This window comes from Flavobacterium sp. CAU 1735 (assembly GCF_039888695.1).
In the GTDB taxonomy this organism is placed as follows: domain Bacteria; phylum Bacteroidota; class Bacteroidia; order Flavobacteriales; family Flavobacteriaceae; genus Flavobacterium.
This window is the reverse complement of sequence record NZ_JBDQQQ010000010.1, coordinates 19,544-39,369: the sequence shown is the minus strand read 5'-3', so window position 1 is coordinate 39,369 and position 19,826 is coordinate 19,544. Positions and strand designations below refer to the sequence as shown.

18 protein-coding genes are annotated in these 19,826 nt (G+C 35.9%); 8 read left to right on the top strand and 10 right to left on the bottom strand.

Features of this window, described 5'->3' with window-relative positions; genetic code table 11:
* Positions 1–12: 12 nt before the first annotated feature.
* Genes rfbA through rfbD form a run of 3 tightly spaced genes read left to right on the top strand, consistent with a single transcriptional unit; the run spans position 13 to position 2,283 of the window.
* Entirely contained in the window at positions 13–873 is an 861-nt protein-coding gene (rfbA, locus tag AAFN64_RS17005) for a glucose-1-phosphate thymidylyltransferase RfbA (RefSeq protein ID WP_300488802.1), read from the top strand.
* Between the two features lie 4 nt (positions 874–877).
* On the top strand, positions 878–1,429 hold the full coding sequence (rfbC, locus tag AAFN64_RS17000) for a dTDP-4-dehydrorhamnose 3,5-epimerase (protein WP_300488805.1): 552 nt from the start codon (positions 878–880) through the stop codon (positions 1,427–1,429).
* Entirely contained in the window at positions 1,423–2,283 is an 861-nt protein-coding gene (rfbD, locus tag AAFN64_RS16995) for a dTDP-4-dehydrorhamnose reductase (protein WP_347761394.1), read from the top strand. Before rfbC ends, rfbD begins: the two co-directional genes overlap by 7 nt.
* On the opposite strand, the gene AAFN64_RS16990 is transcribed toward rfbD, so the two are convergent.
* Complete coding sequence (locus AAFN64_RS16990; protein ID WP_300488811.1) at positions 2,280–3,548, bottom strand: O-antigen ligase family protein; 1,269 nt, start codon at positions 3,546–3,548, stop codon at positions 2,280–2,282. The genes rfbD and AAFN64_RS16990 overlap by 4 nt on opposite strands.
* Before the next feature lie 159 nt (positions 3,549–3,707).
* Here AAFN64_RS16990 and AAFN64_RS16985 point away from each other — a divergent pair, with 159 nt between their 5' ends.
* Positions 3,708–4,235, top strand: a complete 528-nt coding sequence (locus AAFN64_RS16985; RefSeq protein ID WP_300488814.1) for a hypothetical protein — start codon at positions 3,708–3,710, stop codon at positions 4,233–4,235.
* A 27-nt stretch (positions 4,236–4,262) separates the two neighbouring features.
* Here the strand turns inward: AAFN64_RS16985 and AAFN64_RS16980 are convergent, their stop codons facing one another.
* Positions 4,263–5,339: a glycosyltransferase gene (locus AAFN64_RS16980; RefSeq protein WP_347761393.1), complete on the bottom strand. Its 1,077-nt coding sequence runs from the start codon at positions 5,337–5,339 to the stop codon at positions 4,263–4,265.
* Between the two features lie 9 nt (positions 5,340–5,348).
* A complete protein-coding gene (locus tag AAFN64_RS16975; RefSeq protein WP_300488819.1) occupies positions 5,349–6,527 on the bottom strand; it encodes an O-antigen ligase family protein in 1,179 nt (392 codons plus the stop codon).
* Positions 6,528–6,781: 254 nt separating this feature from the next.
* Between AAFN64_RS16975 and AAFN64_RS16970 the strand changes: the two genes are divergently transcribed.
* Complete coding sequence (locus AAFN64_RS16970; protein ID WP_347761392.1) at positions 6,782–7,531, top strand: FkbM family methyltransferase; 750 nt, start codon at positions 6,782–6,784, stop codon at positions 7,529–7,531.
* Between the two features lie 115 nt (positions 7,532–7,646).
* On the opposite strand, the gene AAFN64_RS16965 is transcribed toward AAFN64_RS16970, so the two are convergent.
* The 6 genes from AAFN64_RS16965 to AAFN64_RS16940 all read right to left on the bottom strand — a co-directional run bounded on the left by AAFN64_RS16965 (position 7,647) and on the right by AAFN64_RS16940 (position 14,995).
* The gene (locus AAFN64_RS16965; protein ID WP_347761391.1) at positions 7,647–9,329 is read right to left on the bottom strand and encodes a hypothetical protein; all 1,683 of its coding nucleotides are present in this window, start codon (positions 9,327–9,329) and stop codon (positions 7,647–7,649) included.
* Between the two features lies 1 nt (position 9,330).
* Positions 9,331–10,053: a glycosyltransferase family 2 protein gene (locus AAFN64_RS16960; RefSeq protein WP_300488828.1), complete on the bottom strand. Its 723-nt coding sequence runs from the start codon at positions 10,051–10,053 to the stop codon at positions 9,331–9,333.
* An 81-nt stretch (positions 10,054–10,134) separates the two neighbouring features.
* Entirely contained in the window at positions 10,135–11,100 is a 966-nt protein-coding gene (locus AAFN64_RS16955) for an NAD(P)-dependent oxidoreductase (RefSeq protein ID WP_347761390.1), read from the bottom strand.
* A gap of 244 nt (positions 11,101–11,344) precedes the next feature.
* Positions 11,345–12,679 (bottom strand): oligosaccharide flippase family protein, encoded by a 1,335-nt coding sequence (locus AAFN64_RS16950; RefSeq protein WP_347761389.1) that lies wholly within the window; start codon positions 12,677–12,679, stop codon positions 11,345–11,347.
* Between the two features lie 58 nt (positions 12,680–12,737).
* Positions 12,738–13,751 (bottom strand): NAD-dependent epimerase/dehydratase family protein, encoded by a 1,014-nt coding sequence (locus AAFN64_RS16945; protein ID WP_347761388.1) that lies wholly within the window; start codon positions 13,749–13,751, stop codon positions 12,738–12,740.
* Positions 13,752–13,765: 14 nt separating this feature from the next.
* Positions 13,766–14,995 carry a WcaI family glycosyltransferase gene (locus tag AAFN64_RS16940; protein WP_300488840.1) on the bottom strand — a complete coding sequence of 410 codons (1,230 nt, stop codon included), beginning with the start codon at positions 14,993–14,995 and terminating at the stop codon, positions 13,766–13,768.
* A 408-nt stretch (positions 14,996–15,403) separates the two neighbouring features.
* Between AAFN64_RS16940 and AAFN64_RS16935 the strand changes: the two genes are divergently transcribed.
* The 3 genes from AAFN64_RS16935 to AAFN64_RS16925 are packed head-to-tail and all read left to right on the top strand — an operon-like array spanning position 15,404 to position 18,506.
* Entirely contained in the window at positions 15,404–16,387 is a 984-nt protein-coding gene (locus AAFN64_RS16935) for a UDP-glucuronic acid decarboxylase family protein (RefSeq protein WP_300488843.1), read from the top strand.
* Positions 16,387–17,739 (top strand): exopolysaccharide biosynthesis polyprenyl glycosylphosphotransferase, encoded by a 1,353-nt coding sequence (locus tag AAFN64_RS16930; RefSeq protein WP_300488847.1) that lies wholly within the window; start codon positions 16,387–16,389, stop codon positions 17,737–17,739. The genes AAFN64_RS16935 and AAFN64_RS16930 overlap by 1 nt, the downstream gene beginning before the upstream one ends.
* Positions 17,739–18,506, top strand: a complete 768-nt coding sequence (locus AAFN64_RS16925; RefSeq protein ID WP_347761387.1) for a glycosyltransferase family 2 protein — start codon at positions 17,739–17,741, stop codon at positions 18,504–18,506. Before AAFN64_RS16930 ends, AAFN64_RS16925 begins: the two co-directional genes overlap by 1 nt.
* On the opposite strand, the gene AAFN64_RS16920 is transcribed toward AAFN64_RS16925, so the two are convergent.
* Positions 18,501–19,811: a phenylacetate--CoA ligase family protein gene (locus AAFN64_RS16920; protein ID WP_347761386.1), complete on the bottom strand. Its 1,311-nt coding sequence runs from the start codon at positions 19,809–19,811 to the stop codon at positions 18,501–18,503. The genes AAFN64_RS16925 and AAFN64_RS16920 overlap by 6 nt on opposite strands.
* Between the last annotated feature and the right edge of the window lie 15 nt (positions 19,812–19,826).

Sequence of the window (19,826 nt, the reverse complement as noted above, 5' to 3'; positions counted from 1 at the left end):
GCATTTCATAAAATGAAAGGGATAATATTAGCAGGAGGCTCCGGCACCAGATTACACCCGCTTACGCTGGCCGTGAGCAAACAGTTAATGCCTATCTATGATAAGCCAATGATTTATTATCCGCTGTCGACATTAATGTGGGCAGGAATCCGTGAAATACTGATCATTTCTACACCACATGATTTACCACTCTTTCGTCAATTATTAGGCGACGGAAGTAAACTGGGCTGTCGTTTTGAATATGCCGTACAGGAAAACCCTAACGGACTTGCGGAGGCCTTTATTATTGGTAAAGATTTTATTAAAGACGATAAAGTAGCGCTGATTTTAGGTGATAATATTTTTTACGGAACCGGATTAGCCGAATTACTTCAGGCGAATAACAATCCGGATGGCGGGATCATTTATGCCTATCACGTACACGACCCGGAACGTTATGGCGTGGTTGATTTTGATAAGGATGGGAAAGTACTTTCGATAGAGGAAAAACCGATTTATCCGAAATCAAATTATGCGGTACCGGGAATCTATTTTTATGATAACGATGTCGTTTCGATAGCCGAAAATATCAAACCGAGTAACCGTGGCGAACTGGAAATAACCGATGTCAACAAAGAATACCTCGAAAGAAAAAAACTTCAGGTGAGTATCTTAGACCGTGGAACCGCCTGGCTTGATACCGGAACGTTCCAGTCGTTAATGCAGGCCGGACAGTTTGTACAGGTTATCGAAGAACGCCAGGGATTAAAAATCGGAGCCATTGAAGAAGCGGCCTACCGAATGGGATTTATTGATGCCGAACAATTGCAGCTTTTGGCGGAACCGTTATTAAAAAGCGGCTATGGAAAACACTTATTAAGCATATTAGAATAAAAAAATGACGATTACTCCTACAAAACTATCCGGCTGTTATATACTTGAACCCAAAGTGATTCAGGATGCGAGAGGTTATTTTATGGAAAGTTTTAATGAAAAAACATTCCGCGATGGAACCGGTGAGGACGTTCATTTTGTTCAGGACAACCAGTCGTTTTCGTCCAGAGGTGTACTACGGGGATTACATTATCAGACCGGAGAACACGCACAGGCGAAATTGGTTCGCGTTTTACAGGGAGAAGTGTTGGATGTAGCAGTCGACATCCGTCCGGAGTCGGAAACCTATGGTCAATATGTAGCAGAAGTATTATCAGCCGAAAACCAAAAGCAGTTATTTATCCCAAGAGGATTTGCACACGGTTTTTTGGTACTTAGTGAAACGGCTACTTTTTTCTATAAATGCGACAATTTTTACAATAAAGAATCCGAAGGCGGAATCATTTATAATGACCCGAACCTGTCGATTGACTGGAAACTGGAAGCTTCGGAATTATTGATTTCCGAAAAAGACCAGTTTTTGCCCACATTTGATAAAGCCCGAAAGATATGGTAGTACTGGTAACCGGTTCGTCGGGACAATTAGGACAATCATTACAATCTATTTCGGAAAACTACCCGGAAATTGATTTTGTTTTTGCTTCGTCTGCTGATTTGGATATAACGGATACAGAAAAGACTATTGCTTTTTTTCGGAAAACACAGCCGGCCTACTGTATTAATACGGCGGCTTATACTGCTGTTGACAAAGCCGAAAGTGAGCCGGAAAAAGCATTTCAGGTAAATGTAAAAGGACCGCAAAATCTGGCGGAAGCCTGCGCCAAAACGAATACCGTTTTACTTCATATTTCAACGGATTTTGTTTTTGATGGCGAAAAGAGTACGCCCTATACTGAAGATGATATACCCAATCCGAAAGGCGTTTATGGAAAAACAAAGTTGGAAGGGGAACAGGCTATAAAAATAACCTGGTCAAAATACTACATTGTGAGGACATCCTGGGTCTATTCCGAATTTGGTAACAACTTTATGAAAACGATGTTACGACTGGCTTCCGAACGGGATACCCTTAACGTAGTCGATGATCAGATTGGAACACCCACTTATGCGGTTGATCTGGCCGAAGCACTCATTACAATAATCCGTTATGATTTTCAAAATGATAGTAAACCGTATGGAATTTATAACTTTAGCAATGAAGGCTTATGTAGTTGGTATGATTTCGCTAAGAAGATATTCGAATTAAGTCATACCGCCATTACAGTAAATTCAATACCTACAACAGCATATCCAACACCGGCGCAACGTCCAAAATACAGTGTATTGGATAAGCAGAAAATCAAAAACATTTTTAAAACCGATAGTACCAATTGGGAAGTATCGTTATCCAAAGCACTACAGCAGCTTTAATTTTCAGGATTTTTTAATTCATCCGAAGTCGGATTTTTCCGGAAAGCATCGTTTCTAAGGAATGTCATCAGAATCAGATGGAAAAAGAAAATACCATAATGTCTGTAAAAGAAATCTTCGGTAAAACAAATGATCAGGATGTTTAGTGTCATTACATAGAGTAAGAACTGATCGACTTTTAATACAACGCGAAAAACTTTATAGCAATAAAACAGGAAGAATAGTAGTGCGAAAATACCTGCCGAAATAAGCATATATAAAAAGTAATTATGCGTCATGTACTTAATCGTTACAAAAAAATCAGAATCATAGTTGGTTTTATAACATTCGTCCAAACTTTCCTGAAGTTTACCAAAACCCACTCCAAACAAATAATGTTCTTTAGCTAATTCGATACTACATTTCGTTATCGAAAGACGCACATTTGTAGAATCATAAGAAAGCCCTTTAGGCGGATTATTATAACTGTTATACATTTCTACAAATCGGTTTTTAACTCCGGGTATCGAAAAAGCAAGAATGCTTCCGAGTAAGAGAAAAGAAACCGTGACCATTACTTTTCTTTTCAGACTAAAATGGCGCAGTGTTAATGGCATACAAATTAAAAGGGCAAACAGAAAGAGGATGTTTATTTTTGAAAGCAATAAAAAGGTAATCAGCAGGAATGCTGCAACATAAAACAATTCGAAATAGGCTTTCTTTTCCAGCACCTTTTTAAAACTAAAAGCGGTACACACAATTATCATAGATGAATAATACGTCGGATGTATTCGGAAAAAAGGAATTTCGGAATATACGAAATCACGGAATTTCGGAATGTTATACTGATATACAAAGAAATCTGAAAAGTCGTATTTATACAAAAATGCAACGATATAACTAACGGCAATAATCAGACAGGTATTTTTAAAGATGGTGAGATACAGATTCACTTTTTCACCGGAAAAGAACGTCTTCGGGATTAATGAAAAAACAACCGGAAACAGTAAAAAAAACAAAGCGTGATTGATCGCCACCAGATTTTCGACCAGTTCCATTCGCAAAAGACTAAACACCGTTATGATCCAAAACGGAATGGTTAGGTATAAAACTTTAAAATCAAAATTTCTATAGCTTTTCGTGGAATAACTGTAAAGCCCGGTATTTAAAGCAACCAATATAAAAAAGAAGGTTGAGATATTTTCTTTGAAGAAAGGGAAAATAAAAAGCAGGGGAATAAAAAATAAAAATAATTTTTCGGATATTTCTTTTATACGTAGTCGCATATTTTTATTGTATTAATATGATAATCAATATTTTGATTATAGACTGTCAGGACGCATCAAAGCGTCGATTCAATGGCAAATATATTATTTTAAATAAATAAAATTTTTTTAAGACATATAAAAAAATATGATAAATTTGTTCATTCAAAAACAGAAAAAATGAAAAAAATTGGCTTATTGTTTTTAGGTAGTATTCTTTTATTCTCCTGTGGTAGAGATAACAAAAAAGAAGAGGCGGAAACTTCTTCTGAGCAAAAAGAAGTGGTAGTAGCAGATAATTATGCGATCACACTTGATGCAATTTATGAAAAAGATGATGAACTACTATTAGTGTTTAAAAAAGCAGGGTACTGGGATTATGACCACCCTACAAAATTTAAAATAGTAGGCCAGCCAAATATGCAGAACATTAAAATAGATGTACCACAAGGTTTAAGTATGGAAAATGTTCAGGTGGATTTAAGTTCGAATAAAGAACAGAAATACGTAACGATTAAAGGAATCAATGTATTAAACAATGGTAAAGTCGTTATTGATGGATCAAACAACATGCATGCGAAATACTTTGATATGGGTAATAGCGTTGGATGGGATCCGAAAGGCTTACGATATATTATGAATTTCGGCGGGGAGTATCCACCAAGAATGGTTGGAAACGAACAATTGGAAGCCGTATTGGTAAAATAAAAAAAGGGGACTATTTAGTCCCCTTTTTTATAACATATCATAAAGATCATTCCATAGATGGCCCTTCTTTTCCCAGCTATAATTTTGATAAACATAAGCTGAAAGATTTACGCCTCTTTCTTCCCGTTCGTTTGTACTCCAACTGGTTACTTGATTTATAGCGTCTGTCAACTCGGTCAAAACAGGATTAATCATTATTCCTCCGTTTCCATTCCATTCCGGATTAATACCGGTATTATAGGTAGTGATAACCGGTGTTTTACAGGCAGCAGCTTCCAGATTGACCATACCCACTGCTTCTGAATAAGAAGGCGCTACAAAAGCTTTTGCATTCGCATAAAGACGGTATTTTTCGTCGCCAAAAACACCACCCACAAATTCCACTCTGTTTTCCAGCCCTAATTCCTGACAGCGTTTTCGCAACTCCGGTGAATAATCGTTTTCGGAGCCGACAATCTTTAATTTGATTTTTTTATCTTGAATCTTACACATCGATTCAATCAAAATATCCAGTCCTTTTTTAGGGTGAATCCTACCTAAAAACAACAGATACTCTTCATCCGGATTGTAATTCAGATTTGCCGGTAGATTGGAAAAATGAAGTAGATTCGGAATTTCAACAATATTTTTGTGGTTTGTTAGTTTAAAAAGATTGTCTTTTTCGATAGGAGTTATGGCATGTATTATTTTAGAATTTTTCAGCAATGTATTCAGAAACAGCGCCAAATAAATTTGCTTCTTCAGTTTTTTTTCACCCAAATGCCAAGGTTCCAGCATTCCGTGTGGTGTTATGACATAAGGGATGTTTTTGCTTTTTGCCAGCTTACCGGTTATATACTGCGTATACATAAAAACACCATGAATATGTAAAAGCGTTTCACGGTTGATATTGGAATGGATATAATTCTTAAATTCTTTGGAATAATCCCAAGGTTTGTCTGTAGGAAAAACAGTATAATTATCCTGAGGTTCTTTTCTATTGGTAAGAATAACAGATTTATAGTGATTGTCTGAATTGAGGTAATTGTTTAAATTAACCAAAACAGTTCGAACGCCGCCACTGTCAAACGAAACATTTTCGGCAACCTGATATATAGTTTTCATGAGGTCTAATTAAGGTAAAGGCTTATTATTATTTAGAGCTGTTTTTTCTTTTAACGAATAGTATAATAACCATATAAAAAAGAAGAATTCTGGAGGGAAGTAATGTCCGTCTCTGAATAATTTTAAAAGAATATAAATAAAAAGACCCTGAGCCAAGGCCATATCTTTGTATTGAAACACATTGAAAGCAAGGTACAGCAATACAAAAATCAGTAAAAATCCGAATATTCCCATTTCCGAAACAATTCGTGTAAATAAGGAATTGGCATCGGGTGCATTAATGGTGTGTTTGTTTTGGGTCCGAATATACTGAGGAGGCCGCATTTGTTTCAGATAAACTTCCTTATGCATATGAATATGACTTCCGATACCAGTACCTAAGGGATGATCTTGAATATTATTTTTTGCAACGTAGAGATTACTAATCAACGCATAAGAACTAAGGTTGGTTTTATTATCAAATTTTCCGGTATTGATTACGTTTAATGATTCATATGTTTCTTCAACTCTTAATTTAAAAAACGGATACTCCTGATAGATATAGATGAAAATACCGATAATAACAGGAAGTAAACAAACGAGGTAAGAAATCCTTTTCAGGGAAATATTAGGAACAATAAACATTAAGCCACAGCCTATATAACCCAAAGAAGAGTTTGATAGAATTAATGTCCCGAATATTGCAGCAAAAGACCAATATTTTTTTTCTTTAAAAAAATAATAACAGGCAGGAATCACAACGATTGCATAGTGAGCCGGTTCTGTGAAAATACTTTGTAGCCGACCATCATTAACATTGATATTTAAAAAATAGAGCGGATATCCCAAAATTGCCACATAGAGACACATTTTTGAATAGACCGATTTAATTTGTGAAAGCGGGTAAAGCGGAATAAAATTATAATAGTATATCCCTAAAATGGAAATCCCGATTAACTGTGCAATGGCATAGCGGTAGGGGATGTCAATAAGGGTATTCGCAGTTAAAGCATGTACGAGGAAACCTAATAATAAAAGCAAGAAATAAATATTAAATTTCAGCTTTTTGATTCTAAGCAATAAAAAATAATTAACAAGAATGATCAGATATAAAAGTTTCCAGTCTATAATAAGGTGGAAAAAGAAAGCCTCCGTGAAAATTGCAAAAACTGAAGAATATAAAAGATATTTGCGTATAGATATTTTCATTTTATGATCTAGCTATTATGGCGTATGTAATACGTTGTTAAAATACTGTTTTCTACTGTTGACCGGAGGGAAATAATTCAGACGTTAAATATAAATTAATAATCAGAATATTCAGGTATTGTGATACAGTACTATAATTGCAAATATAATTTTATAAAAAAGAAATAGCATAAAGTATTAAATGAATTATTTTCAGAGATTATTTTTTGATGTATCGGTTTTATTATAACTTGCATTACTAAAATTAAGAGATAATGAAATACTCTACTATAATAAAACAATTATTTGTAGTAACTAAATCGAAATGGATTTTACAATTTATAAAAGGGAACATATATTCTATAGCATCTTTTGAAGTCGTTTCTAATTTACAGAAGTCGATTCCTCATTTGGACAGAATAATCGACGTGGGAGCCAACTCCGGCCAGTTTTCTAAAGTTGCCAACCACTTTTATCCCAATGCTTCTATAGACTCATTCGAACCACTACCCAATCTATATCCAAAAATTGAGGAGATGTTCAAAAAAAATGAAAAGATCAGAACCCACAATATGGCGCTTGGAAATGAAAACGGCTCTATAAAATTCAACCGACACAAATACGGGCATATCAGTTCTATTTTAGACCTTAGTGCTGAAAATGTTCATTATCCGAAAGGAGAAAATGCTTTAGATCAGATTGATGTTGAAATAAAAACACTTGACGGAATTTTCGCAGCGGAGTTGAATAATAAAAATCAGACCACCTTGCTAAAACTCGATGTTCAGGGTTATGAGCTGGAAGTTTTAAGAGGCGGAACAGAGTCCATTAAGAATATCGATTATATCGTAATCGAAGCGAATCTGGAACAGCTTTATAAAAACCAGCCGACGTTTACGGAGGTGAATACGTTTCTGAATGAGAGATCCTTTGAACTGGCAGGAATGCTTGACTTTAATCTTGGGAAAAACAATAAATACATTGAAATAGATTTATTATATCAGAACACGTTAAAAAGAAAATAAAAACCGAAACGATACATTGGATAGCGTTGGATTTTATTTTGAGTAAAGGCAATAATAGATCATAAAAAAACGGTTTCTGTAAATCAGAAACCGTTTTTTTATGCGGTTGAAACATTTAATATTTAAAGCCTGATTGCAAATCCTCGCCTCTTAATTTAATATTCGAATTAAAAAACCAGGTACATGGAAACTTATCATAACACTGATAGTGATTTGGATTGGGTTCGAAAACCTCAATTTTTTTCTGTTCGGGTGTTAAAAGAATATGACTGTCAAATTTAATGTTTCGTTTTTTCTTTACATAATAAATGTCAGCCGGTAAATAAAACAGCGTCATATCTTTTCCTCTGCGGAAATCTTCCCAAAAAAGCGCATAAGCACTTTGATAGATCATATAAAAAGAAAAAAGCAACGATACGATTAAAAGAGGATTAAAAACAACTTTAAACTTTTCGATCAATGGCTGTAGTATCAGAACAGGGAAAAAAGCCAGAACCAGAATAAAAGAAAAAGAGAATCGGAAATCAGGAGCTGTAAACAACCAAAGCAGGAATCCGGAAAAAGCAATTCCGGTGACAAGAAGCCCAATTTTTTTCACTTCTTTTCCTCGGGTGAAAAAATAGATAACGGCTGAAACAGGCGCAAGAGCTGCTAGAATAAAAAGGAAACGATTATGAGGTACGACGGCTTTCCACCATATTGGAAACCACTCCTGGAAAGACATAGCCAGCACTTCGTTAAAATCTCTATGAGGAATTCGGGCCCACGAATAAATTCCTTTTGTTGTTTCCGAAATAATTTCTTTTGGCACGGTCCAGTCAAAATTGAAAAGATGCAATTGATCCATTGGGAATACAAGATATCCGGTTAAAATGACATTTCGGATCAACCAGGGAATCAATAAAAAAGAACCGAGTAGGATCAGACTTTTCAAACGAGGAACAACATTTTTAAAATCATTAAATAACACTGCAAGTCCTAAAAAGGCAATTGGGAAAATCGATAACTTAAGCGTAAGACTAAAAAGCGGGATTATGCTGTAAAGCAGGTATTTTTTTTGCAGGGAATTGTTTTCGAACAATAAAGAAAGTAAAACGAACCCAACCAGAATATTCGGAAGTAAATCGGTACTGGGTGACGAAATATCGGAACCGTACTGTTGCGTGAAAAAATATAAAAAAAGCAGTGCCATAATACCAATGGCGCCTTTTCGAAAATAAATGTGACGTAACAGCCAGAAAAAAAACACTAAAAAAGATACAGAACTAATGGCAAAAATATACTGATTGTAAACCGCGTTAAAAGTAAACGCGGCACTCAAAACCATCATGGAAGAATTAAATCCGAATCGATCGTGAAAATTAGCCAATCCAGGTACGACGCGATACATTTCATTCCACTGAATAGCATTTACATGATATAAGAATGTATCAAAATTTTTAGGAAGTATAATGGCAAACAAAAGGAGTATTGCCGTTGCAACAAGTAATAATAACGAAAAAAGCTTTTCTGATTTTATCCGATGGAACAAAGCTTTAACCTTAGGCATAAAATAACCGGAATTGCGATAAAATAAAAAGGCAGTTAAAAGAATCAGAAAGAGTAGCGCGAAAAAATCGGTCGGCAAAAATAGCGACCAGATATTTAATACAGTTCCGGTTAGACACAATCCGATAAAAAAGGAATCGGTGGCCGAATAATTATCTTTTGCATTAGTCTCAAAATACAATACAAAACTCTTACCGATTACGATAAAAATAAAGCTGATAACCAGAAAGCAAACTACAAGAACATACATATTACTTTATTTTAAACAATCCATATTTTAAAATACAATAGATAGCGCGAAAACCGTCTTTCCACCCAATTTTTTTTCCTTCTTCATAGGTTCTGCCATAATAGGAAATTCCAACTTCATAAATACGGATATTCGGAACCCGTGAAATTTTCGCAGTTACTTCCGGTTCAAATCCAAAACGTTTTTCCCGAAGTGGAATACTTTGAATGATCTGCGTATTAAAAAGTTTATAGCAGGTTTCCATATCGGTAAGGTTCAGGTTGGTGAACATATTCGAAAGAAATGTTAGAAACTTATTTCCAATGGTATGCCAGAAAAACAGGATGCGGTGCGGATTACCGCCCATAAAACGGGAACCGTAAACAACATCGGCAAAACCGGATAAAACCGGTTTTAAAAGCAGGTTATATTCTTCCGGATCATATTCCAGATCCGCATCTTGTATGATCATATAATTTCCGGTAGCTTTTTGAATTCCGGTATGCAAAGCGGCTCCTTTCCCTTGATTAACCTCGTGTTTAAAATACTGGATATTCATCTCCGGGTTATTTGAAATATAATTCAAAATAGCCTCTTCGGTATTGTCTTTTGAACAATCGTTTACAATAATGATTTCTTTTTGGATATCCTTTTCAAGAACTACTTTTTTTAGTTTATCAAGTATCAAATGAATCGTTTTCCCTTCATTATAAGCAGGAATAATTACGGACAATTTATGGAACATAGTTAAAAAAGTAGTTTTTATACATATAATTATTTAATTGTAATTCTGTTTAGTAGCACTCTAATGTAATGCAGCGACTATTTAAGAATTGCTTTGTTTCATCCAGGACGTTGTCATTTTTACCCCTTCTTGAACGGTATACGGCAAATCGCCACATAATTTTTCCAAATCGGTAGTGTCATACACCATATGCGTAATCAGGTTATTTAATCGGAACGATGTTAAAGGTGGATTTTTCCATCCCATTTTATAAAACAGATCTCCAAATGTGGCGATTATTTTTAGTGGCAACATTGGGATTTCCATTATTTTACCGTTATCAAATTCGGCTGAAACCATATTCGCCCATTCTTTTAATTGTAATGGCGGATAATCGGTTAGATAATAACATTGATTTAGATTTTCCTTAGGGGCAAAAAGCATTTTTTCCAATTGGAAAATGGAATTTAAAACAAAACCAAACGATTTTTTCGGGTTATGGTTTTTCGGGATAAAAAACATTTTTTTTCGAACGGTATCAAAAAACGTTTTATATGGAATTTCGAAATAAGGACCCCAGATTGAAGTTGGTCGAACAACAACAAAATCGTGATTGGCATTTTCTTTTACATATTTTTCGCCGATCATTTTGCTTTCCCCGTATAGATTTGGCGGGCAAAAATCGTTAAAATCTTTCGGGATATAATCGATGCGACACACCATCCGACTGGAGGCATATATTGTTCTTTTAACAGAAGTTGAGGCATTAATAATGGCAACAATATTGTGAACCCCTTCTATATTAGCAGCATATCCTTTTAAAGAATGATTTTCATTCAAATCGGTTCGCGCCGCAAGGTGTACTACATATTCCGGGTTAAATGTATCGAAACAAGCCTGAAGTTTTTCTTTATCCAGAATATCACCCTGAACCCAGTTTTTAAGAAATGCTTTGTTTTTAGGTTCCTTAATATCGTAGTTAACAATATCATGATTTTTTAAACTAAGATATTCTACTAGGTTCGTACCAATAAAACCAGAGCCACCAGTGATAAGAATTTTTGACATAAATTAAATTTTAAATAAAATATTCTGTTCCCAAAACTAAAAAAGTACGCCGTTATATTGGAAGTACTTTTGTTTAAACACCTTGGTTTCTTTTTGTTTGGGTTTTAAAAGAATAGGGCTGTCAAATTTAAGATTTCTTTTACATATAAAAATCATCTGGAAAAAGATATAAATAAAAGAAATTTTAGAACACAGTATTTAATCGTTGCTTTTTATAATCCAAATCCACACTATCGATAACCAACTATTTTGAAATACGACGAACAATGCTATAGCATTCTAAAGGAATAAAAATGAGCCAAAAAATCAAGATACATACCGTTGAAATAGCGACACTGTTTATACCGTATCCTAAAGATATCAAAAAATAGGTTAGAGGAATTTTTACAATTAAACTTACTACTATAATGACAGTATAACGATTTAACCTTCCAATTCCATTAAGGAAATTAGTGTAAAACGTAGTGAAAATCCGAATAGCGGTTATAATTGCTATCAAAAGTACAAGATTGTCCGGAATCAAGAGCGGTTCTTTAATCCATATCGAAATAATAAACGGACAGATAAGCGCCAGAATGGCAATAGCAAGGGTTATCCCAATTGAAAAAAGATTAAAACGTTTAAAACTCAACAATAAATTCTGACGTTTTTTTTCAACATAATCTTTTGCAAACATCGACCACATAGGCGATAATGCTGCGAATAGTACCATTACCGGAAGTTGGAAGATTTTATTAACCGAGTCATAAGGAACGACGTCTTTAGGACTAAAATTGTTCGAAATAATATAGTTATCTACCGTAAAAAACAAGATCATACACAATTGGATAACCATAAATTTCATTCCGATTTTTAGTGTTTCACGGATAAAATGCTTAGGTGGTTTTTGTTTTGTATTCAGATTTAATTGCTCCATTTTAAAGAAGCGAATCGTATATCCGATATTTACGAGCAAACAGAAACCGCCATTCAGAACCGAAACCAGTAACAGTTTGTATTCCGGACGGATATCCGGAAAAAGGAACATCGCAATACCAAACAGGAACAGAAAACCGAACTGATTCACGGCAAGCGATTCTTCGGCATATTTACCTTTTAGATAAGCGACATACAGCGATTTATGGATACCGGCAACCAGATTGGAGCAAAAGAAGAAAATATTAACCGTAAAAAGAAGCCAGACAAACGACCGGGTGTGAAAGGAGATATTCAGCGCCGTTTTGATGTCAAAAAGAGACACATAAGCAGTGGCAAGTATAAAAATACATAAGGCTATATAAGCACCATATTTATAGGTGCTTTTAATATAGCCTTTTATTAAATCTATTTCGTTATTGTGAAGCAGAATCGGGATTTTTGTTTTGAGTGCACTCTGGATTCCAAAATCCATAAGTAAAACCCATTGAAAAACTGTAAACACTAAAACCCAGATGCCATAATCTTCATTCCCAAGATACTTGATCAACAATGGAATGGAAATAAACAGTGCTAATCCGGAACCGCCTTTGTAAAAACCACTCATCAACAGATGGTTGTTTTTTAGTTTTTGGAATAAAGCCAAAGGACTTTTAGAGTTCATAGCGCGATTGTACTACTTTCAAACAGCTGTTGAAAGGATTAATTTGCTTCAGCGGAAATTATATTTTATAACTGTTTTCGTGTACCATCTGGTTAATCCAGCTAAAGGTTTTCACCATTCCGTCACGTAACGGTTCTGAAACTTCCCAACCGATTTTTTCTTTGTACAAACGGTTATCGGAATTACGACCACGTACACCGGTAGGACATTTGAAACCATATTTGTCGAAAAACTCCTGACCTTCGATGTTTTTAATCGTAATATCTTTTCCGGAAATAGCGATTGCCATTTCAGCCAGCTGGTTGATCGTAACCATTTCTTCCGAACCGATATTCACCGGACCTAAGAAATCGGATTCCATCAAACGCAATACCGCTTCCACACATTCGTCAACATAAAGGAAAGAACGGGTTTGTTGTCCGTCGCCCCATACTTCGATTTGTGATCCCGGTTCCGATTCGGCCACTTTACGACACATGGCAGCCGGTGCTTTTTCTTTACCGTCTTTCCAGGTTCCCTGCGGTCCGAAAATATTGTGAAAACGCGCTACGCGAACATCTAATTTATAGTTTCGATTAAAAGCCAGAAATAATCTTTCGGAGAATAATTTTTCCCAACCATATTCCGAATCCGGATTTGCCGGATAGGCCGATGACTCTTCACAGTTCGGGTTGGATGGATCCAATTGGTTGTATTCCGGATACATACAGGCTGAAGACGAATAAAAAACTTTTTTCACCTTTTTCACCACCGATTCTTTGGCGACGTTAAGGTTGATCATAGCAGAATTATGCATCACATTCGCATCGTTTTCTCCGGTAAAGATATAACCGGCACCACCCATATCGGCAGCCAGCTGGTATACTTCATCGACACTTTCGTCGATTACGCGGGCAACCAAAACAGGATCGGTTAAATCCCCTTTTATAAATTCATCACAGATTTCCTCGTGTGCAAAATATTCATGATTTTTTATATCGCAAATGCGGACAAAATTTCCTTCATTTTTTAATCGTTTTGCCAAATGGCCTCCAATAAAACCACCTCCACCTAAAACTATTATTTTTTTCATAATTATAGTATTAATTATAATGTATTGATCTTTTCAATAAATGAATTTAAAATCATATTCTTGGAGAAATTCTCGACCATATAGGCACGCGCTTTTTCTCCGGTTTCTTTTTGTAAATTTTTATCGTTCTTTAAAGTCAGCACTGCATTGTAAATGGCATCACTGTCTTCATTGGTATAATAACCCCATCCTTGCGAGGAGTTAATATGTCGTGCCACTTCCGAACTCAGATCACCTGTGATAACCGATGGTCGCGCGCTACTCATCATTCCTAATATTTTTGAAGGCATAACCGAATCGATCACATCAGATTTCTGAAATAACACGTGTAAATCGGCGCTACATAATAAATTCGACAGATCCTCATAGGGTATCGGTTCGTAATAGCGAATGAATCCCATCAGGTTATTGTCTTTTAAAACCTGAAGCAACTCATTTTTATAAGCACCTTCGCCCACCAATACAAAATCGATGTCCGGGAACTGCTGCAACTTTTTGGCTAAGTTAATATAAACTTCCCAATTTTGTTTCTGACCGATATTGCCAGAGTATAAAACGGTAAATTTATCTTTTGAAATATAGTCGTGTTGCTTGTAATTATCTGGATTTATAAAATCCACATCGACCCAGTCCGGGAAAAAAACAGGATTGGTTTGAGGGGCTTTTAATTTAATCCGATCCACCATTTTAAAACTGATGGAACTAATAATATCCGATTTTACAAACAGATAGGCTTCAATTTTGTATAATAGTTTTTTAAACGCAGCGGAGATCGGATTTTGCTTTAGCAAACCGGATTCATAGGCGGCATCGAACTCAAAATCTTTAATGGAAGTCCATAATTTGGCTTTCAGGCGTCTTTTTAAAAACAATCCAAGCACCACATTGGTGGTAAAAGGGATATTACAAAAAACCAGATCGGCCTTTTTGATTTTCTTTAGGTTAAAGACATTTCCGAAATTAAAAGAGAGTATATGGAGTATACGGTGGAAAAAATTCCGGTTTTCCGGTACATAAAACTTATAACGGTAAATGGTTACACCATTAATTTCTTCCGAATAAAAGCGCGGTTTGTCCTGATAGTGTTCCGGAATTTTCCACATTGGATAATACGGAAACCCGGTTATTACCGAAACATTATATCCTTTTGTAACCAGGAACTCGGCTAATTGTGAGGTGTATAAACCAATAGCAGTATCTTCAGGGGCGTAATTTACGGTAATAAAAGTAATGTCTTTGATCATAATTATTTATGAATATTGACTGAATATCATTAGTGTTTTGCGTTTTCGAATGATAACTTTGAATGATATTCACAATATTGTAATGTTTTTTCTGAAAGGATAAAATGTGGAGGGAAATTCTGAAAACAAAATGTTGGTAAAAAAACATTTCGTGTTTTTTTGCAAGTATTTTTACAAAAAAGCAAATATACGTAAAATAACCCTAAAAATGCAACATAAAATCCGTGCCACATCGGCCTTATATTGCAAATATAGATTTTAGAATGAAATAAAAACAGTTTTATTCTTTTTAATTAAATGATTAAATTTTACGGGATCCGGAGGGAATCGTTAATTATTGATTTTTGTTAAATTTAACTAAAAGCGGACCAAGGTTTTTTTATATATTGCAACCATTAATTGGAATACATGAAAAGAATATTAATTACAGGAGCAGCAGGGTTTTTAGGATCACATTTATGCGACAGATTTATTGCGGAAGGCTACTTTGTGATTGGGATGGACAATCTGATCACGGGGGACTTAAAAAATATTGAGCATTTGTTTAAAAATCAAAACTTTGAGTTTTACCACCACGATATAACCAAGTTTGTCCATGTTCCGGGTCAATTAGACTATATACTGCATTTTGCCTCTCCGGCAAGTCCGATCGATTATCTTAAAATTCCAATACAAACCTTAAAAGTAGGATCGTTAGGAACGCACAATCTGTTAGGATTAGCTCGTGTAAAAAAAGCAAGAATTTTAATTGCATCGACTTCGGAGGTATACGGAGATCCGTTAATACATCCGCAAACCGAAGAATATTACGGAAATGTAAATACCATCGGGCCACGAGGTGTATACGATGAAGCCAAGCGTTTTCAGGAATCCATTACAATGGCCTACCATACTTTCCATGGTGTAGAAACCCGTATTGTTCGGATTTTTAATACCTATGGGCCGCGAATGCGATTAAACGACGGTCGTGTTATTCCGGCATTTATCGGTCAGGCATTACGAGGCGAAGATCTTACTATTTTTGGTGATGGTTCGCAAACCCGTTCGTTCTGTTATGTAGACGATCAGGTAGAGGGAATCTTCCGATTACTGCACTCGGATTATGTGTTGCCGGTTAATATTGGTAATCCGGATGAAATTACGATAAAAGATTTCGCAGAAGAAATCATTAAACTTACCGGTACCAATCAGAAAGTGGTATATCATCCGCTACCGGTAAATGATCCGCTGCAACGACAACCGGATATTACTAAGGCAAGAGAAATCCTAGGTTGGGAAGCCAAAGTATCCCGTTCGGAAGGAATGAAAATCACCTATGAGTATTTCAAATCATTATCGACAGAGGAATTATTAAAAGAAGAGCATAAGGATTTTTCTAAATATATATTTTAGTGCGTAGAACTACCGGCCGGTATTCCGGATATATTAGACCTTTTTCTTATTTGTTGGATTTGATTATTATCAATATCCTGACAGGGGTTTTATTACCCGAAACAATAGGATTTTATTATAATATATTCATCAGTATCACCTGGATTACCATTGCGCTGAATATTGGTTTTTATGAAGTCTATCGTTATACAAAAGCGATCGAGATATTTGGAAAAATACTAAAGCAATATGCCTTGTTCCTGGTATTTAGTTTTGCCTATATCGGGTATTTCTCCAAATATTCCCAACCTTCGGAAACCATAAAATACACAACCACTGCAATGGCACTGGTCGCAGCGTTTAAATTTGCAGTATTCTATTTTCTAAAACGGTTTCGGGTTGTTTTCGGTGGAAACTTCCGTAGGGTTATCATCGTCGGACAAAGTAAAAATATTTGTCAGCTTCAGGAGTTTTTTACCGAAAATCCGGATTATGGCTATAAACTGGAAAAAGTATTCCATTTTGACAAAAACGAGTCGAGCGAAAACATTACGTCCTGTTTTAAATTTGCATTGGATCGGAATATTGATGAAATCTATTGTTCCCTGCAGGATTTATCCAATTCTCAGGTGAGTAAGTTTGTCGACTTTACCGATAATAATCTGAAGTTGCTCAAATTTTTACCGGACAACAAGGAAATCCTTTCCCGTAATCTGGTTTACGACTACTACGGCTATATTCCTATTATATCGATGCGAAACATTCCGCTGGACAAGCCGTTTAATAAAATTGTAAAAAGGGTTTTCGATATTTTTTTCTCACTATTAATTATCATTGGATTGCTTTCCTGGTTAACACCATTGTTAGCCATTCTTATAAAAATGGAATCAAGAGGACCTATATTCTTTAAACAAAAGCGAAACGGACTAAACTACAAAGAGTTTAACTGCTATAAATTCCGTTCGATGCGTCCGAATGAAATTGCCGATTTGGAGCAGGTTTCTAAAAATGACCCCCGAATTACCAGAATTGGACGTTTTATCCGTAAGACGAGTATCGATGAATTACCGCAGTTCTTTAATGTAATCCTTGGCGATATGTCGGTTGTAGGACCGAGGCCACACATGGTGAGTCATACCGAAATGTATGCCCGAAGTGTGGATAAATTTATGGTACGTCATTTTATCAAACCCGGAATTACCGGACTGGCACAAACCAATGGTTATCGAGGGGAAGTGGAAACGAACTACGACATTATTAACCGGGTGAAATACGATATTTTCTATTTGGAAAACTGGTCGCTTTTACTCGATATAAAAATTATTTATCTCACCGTTCACAATGCCATTAAAGGAGACGAAAAAGCCTATTAATGTCACAGCGGGTATCCATAATAACACCAACATTTAATTCCGCTCCATTTATAAGCGCAACCATCCTGTCGGTTCAAAACCAGACCTATCCGGATTGGGAAATGCTTATTGTTGATGATTGTTCCACGGATGAAACCGTAGCGATAGTCAAAACATTTGCCGAACAAGACAACCGGATCCGATTTTATGAATTAGACCGTAACTCAGGAGCGGGTGTGGCCCGAAATCACGCTTTGGAAAAAGCATCCGGTCGGTATATTGCTTTTTTGGATGCCGATGATTTATGGAAACCGGAAAAACTGGAAAAGCAACTCGCTTTTTTAGCCCAAAACAAACTGCCTTTTACTTTTTCATTTTACGATTGTATCGACGAAAATGGAGACTCCTTACAGAAAAGAATCAAAGCACCACTACGACTCAGTTACCGCCAATTGTTCTTTTGTAATTTTATAGGAAACCTGACCGGAATATACGATACGGATTATTTCGGAAAAATTCCGATAGCATCCTTCAGAAAACGCCAGGACTGGATTGTCTGGCTAACTATTTTAAAACAGATAAAAACCGCACAACCCGTTCCGGAAAGTCTGGCATTATACCGAATCCGAAAAGACTCTATTTCGGCGTCAAAACGAAGTTTGTTACAACACAATTACCGTATCTACCGCGATTTTCATGGAAAAAGCAATATCGGTGCCTTCTTTTGTATGATTGGATTTTTGTTTACACAATTGCTGATAAAACCCCGTTTTATAGAGAAATTATAACAACGACTGGAATTGTTTCAACTTCCCTCTGTTGGTTCGGGATAAAGTTGTTTTCCGATTAAAAATAAAAGTAAGTCCGGTTTCCAGATACAGTGCAATAGCGGCTTCAATTTTTTGAATTTGATCCGCTGTTAATTCGAAATCACTCACATAATCGATTTCAAAAGTATCCCGCTGAATTTGTTTGATGATAAATTCCTTTACATTACCGTCGTCTTCGATAATACTTTTGGTGATATAATAAAACGTAAGTCCCGGCGCTTTTTTACCACTTGGCAAAACGGCCACATCATTCGTACGTCCCGTTAGTTTTTTTAAAATTGTTTTTTTAGCCGTACTCGATTCGTCCAATGCGCCGATATCACCAATATCATAGCGAATAAAAGGATGTGCTTTATTGTATAAAGACGTAATCACAATGCGGCCTTCCTGTCCGTAGGGAAGCGGCCGATTCTCTTCGTCGAGGATTTCTACAAATAGCGTTTCGGTATTGACCTGCCATTCCCCTTCAGGATTTTGAAAGGCGATCAGATCCAATTCGGAAGCACCATATTCGTTTACAATAGGGATCCCAAACTGCGTTTCCAGTAAAATTTTATCATCTTCAAAAAGCATCTCCGAAGTGACCATACAAACCTTTAAAGTCGGGCAAACGGTTTTAAGTACGATATTCCGGGCTTTTAAAAATTTGGCAAACAAAACAATAGAACTGGTATAACCGTTGATATAATCGAACTTTTGTTTTTTGAATTTATCTAAAACCTGTTCCAGAAAACCGTCGGATAAATCAAAAATCGGAAAGCGATAGCGGTTGCCTAAATAATCTTTTAAACGCTCTTTATAATAGCCTGCTTTGTCCAATGGAATGCCATAAAAACGAGCCTGATAGGACGTGTTAAAATCGATACCATACCAACCAAAACGATAAAAATAGGACGCCCAGGTTAGCGCATGTACATATTTATCTTTTGCAAAAATAAACGGATCGCCACTGGAACCGGAGGTTTTATTTACAAACGTATTGGAACCGGTATAACCTTTAGAAAGGCGGTTTTCCAAGGGTTGTTGCAAATCTTTTTTAGTCAGTACCGGTAAATCTGACCAGTTGTCGAACGTTTTTTTTCCGACCAATTTTTGGTAAAAAGAATTGTTTTCCAGATGGAATGTCGCGATTTCCTTTTGTTTAACAGCGATATAATCCGGGTAGTCTTTTTCCGGAACAGCGCGAATGGATTCAAATTCCGATTGTGCTTCCTTCATTGGGAAACCACTGATTTTTAAAGAGAAATCGAATAGTCGGAACACGGGTGTCAATTTTAG

Excerpts from the sequence above, each read along its gene's own strand:
- AAFN64_RS16970 (WP_347761392.1), top strand. The coding sequence starts at position 6,782 with ATGAAATACTCTACTATAATAAAACAATTATTTGTAGTAACTAAATCG.
- rfbC (WP_300488805.1), top strand. The coding sequence starts at position 878 with ATGACGATTACTCCTACAAAACTATCCGGCTGTTATATACTTGAACCC.
- rfbD (WP_347761394.1), top strand. The coding sequence starts at position 1,423 with ATGGTAGTACTGGTAACCGGTTCGTCGGGACAATTAGGACAATCATTA.
- AAFN64_RS16965 (WP_347761391.1), bottom strand. The coding sequence starts at position 9,329 with ATGTATGTTCTTGTAGTTTGCTTTCTGGTTATCAGCTTTATTTTTATC.
- AAFN64_RS16925 (WP_347761387.1), top strand. The coding sequence starts at position 17,739 with ATGTCACAGCGGGTATCCATAATAACACCAACATTTAATTCCGCTCCA.
- AAFN64_RS16960 (WP_300488828.1), bottom strand. The coding sequence starts at position 10,053 with ATGTTCCATAAATTGTCCGTAATTATTCCTGCTTATAATGAAGGGAAA.
- AAFN64_RS16950 (WP_347761389.1), bottom strand. The coding sequence starts at position 12,679 with ATGAACTCTAAAAGTCCTTTGGCTTTATTCCAAAAACTAAAAAACAAC.
- AAFN64_RS16955 (WP_347761390.1), bottom strand. The coding sequence starts at position 11,100 with ATGTCAAAAATTCTTATCACTGGTGGCTCTGGTTTTATTGGTACGAAC.
- AAFN64_RS16985 (WP_300488814.1), top strand. The coding sequence starts at position 3,708 with ATGAAAAAAATTGGCTTATTGTTTTTAGGTAGTATTCTTTTATTCTCC.
- AAFN64_RS16980 (WP_347761393.1), bottom strand. The coding sequence starts at position 5,339 with ATGAAAACTATATATCAGGTTGCCGAAAATGTTTCGTTTGACAGTGGC.
- AAFN64_RS16940 (WP_300488840.1), bottom strand. The coding sequence starts at position 14,995 with ATGATCAAAGACATTACTTTTATTACCGTAAATTACGCCCCTGAAGAT.
- AAFN64_RS16990 (WP_300488811.1), bottom strand. The coding sequence starts at position 3,548 with ATGCGACTACGTATAAAAGAAATATCCGAAAAATTATTTTTATTTTTT.
- AAFN64_RS16935 (WP_300488843.1), top strand. The coding sequence starts at position 15,404 with ATGAAAAGAATATTAATTACAGGAGCAGCAGGGTTTTTAGGATCACAT.
- AAFN64_RS16945 (WP_347761388.1), bottom strand. The coding sequence starts at position 13,751 with ATGAAAAAAATAATAGTTTTAGGTGGAGGTGGTTTTATTGGAGGCCAT.
- rfbA (WP_300488802.1), top strand. The coding sequence starts at position 13 with ATGAAAGGGATAATATTAGCAGGAGGCTCCGGCACCAGATTACACCCG.
- AAFN64_RS16975 (WP_300488819.1), bottom strand. The coding sequence starts at position 6,527 with ATGAAAATATCTATACGCAAATATCTTTTATATTCTTCAGTTTTTGCA.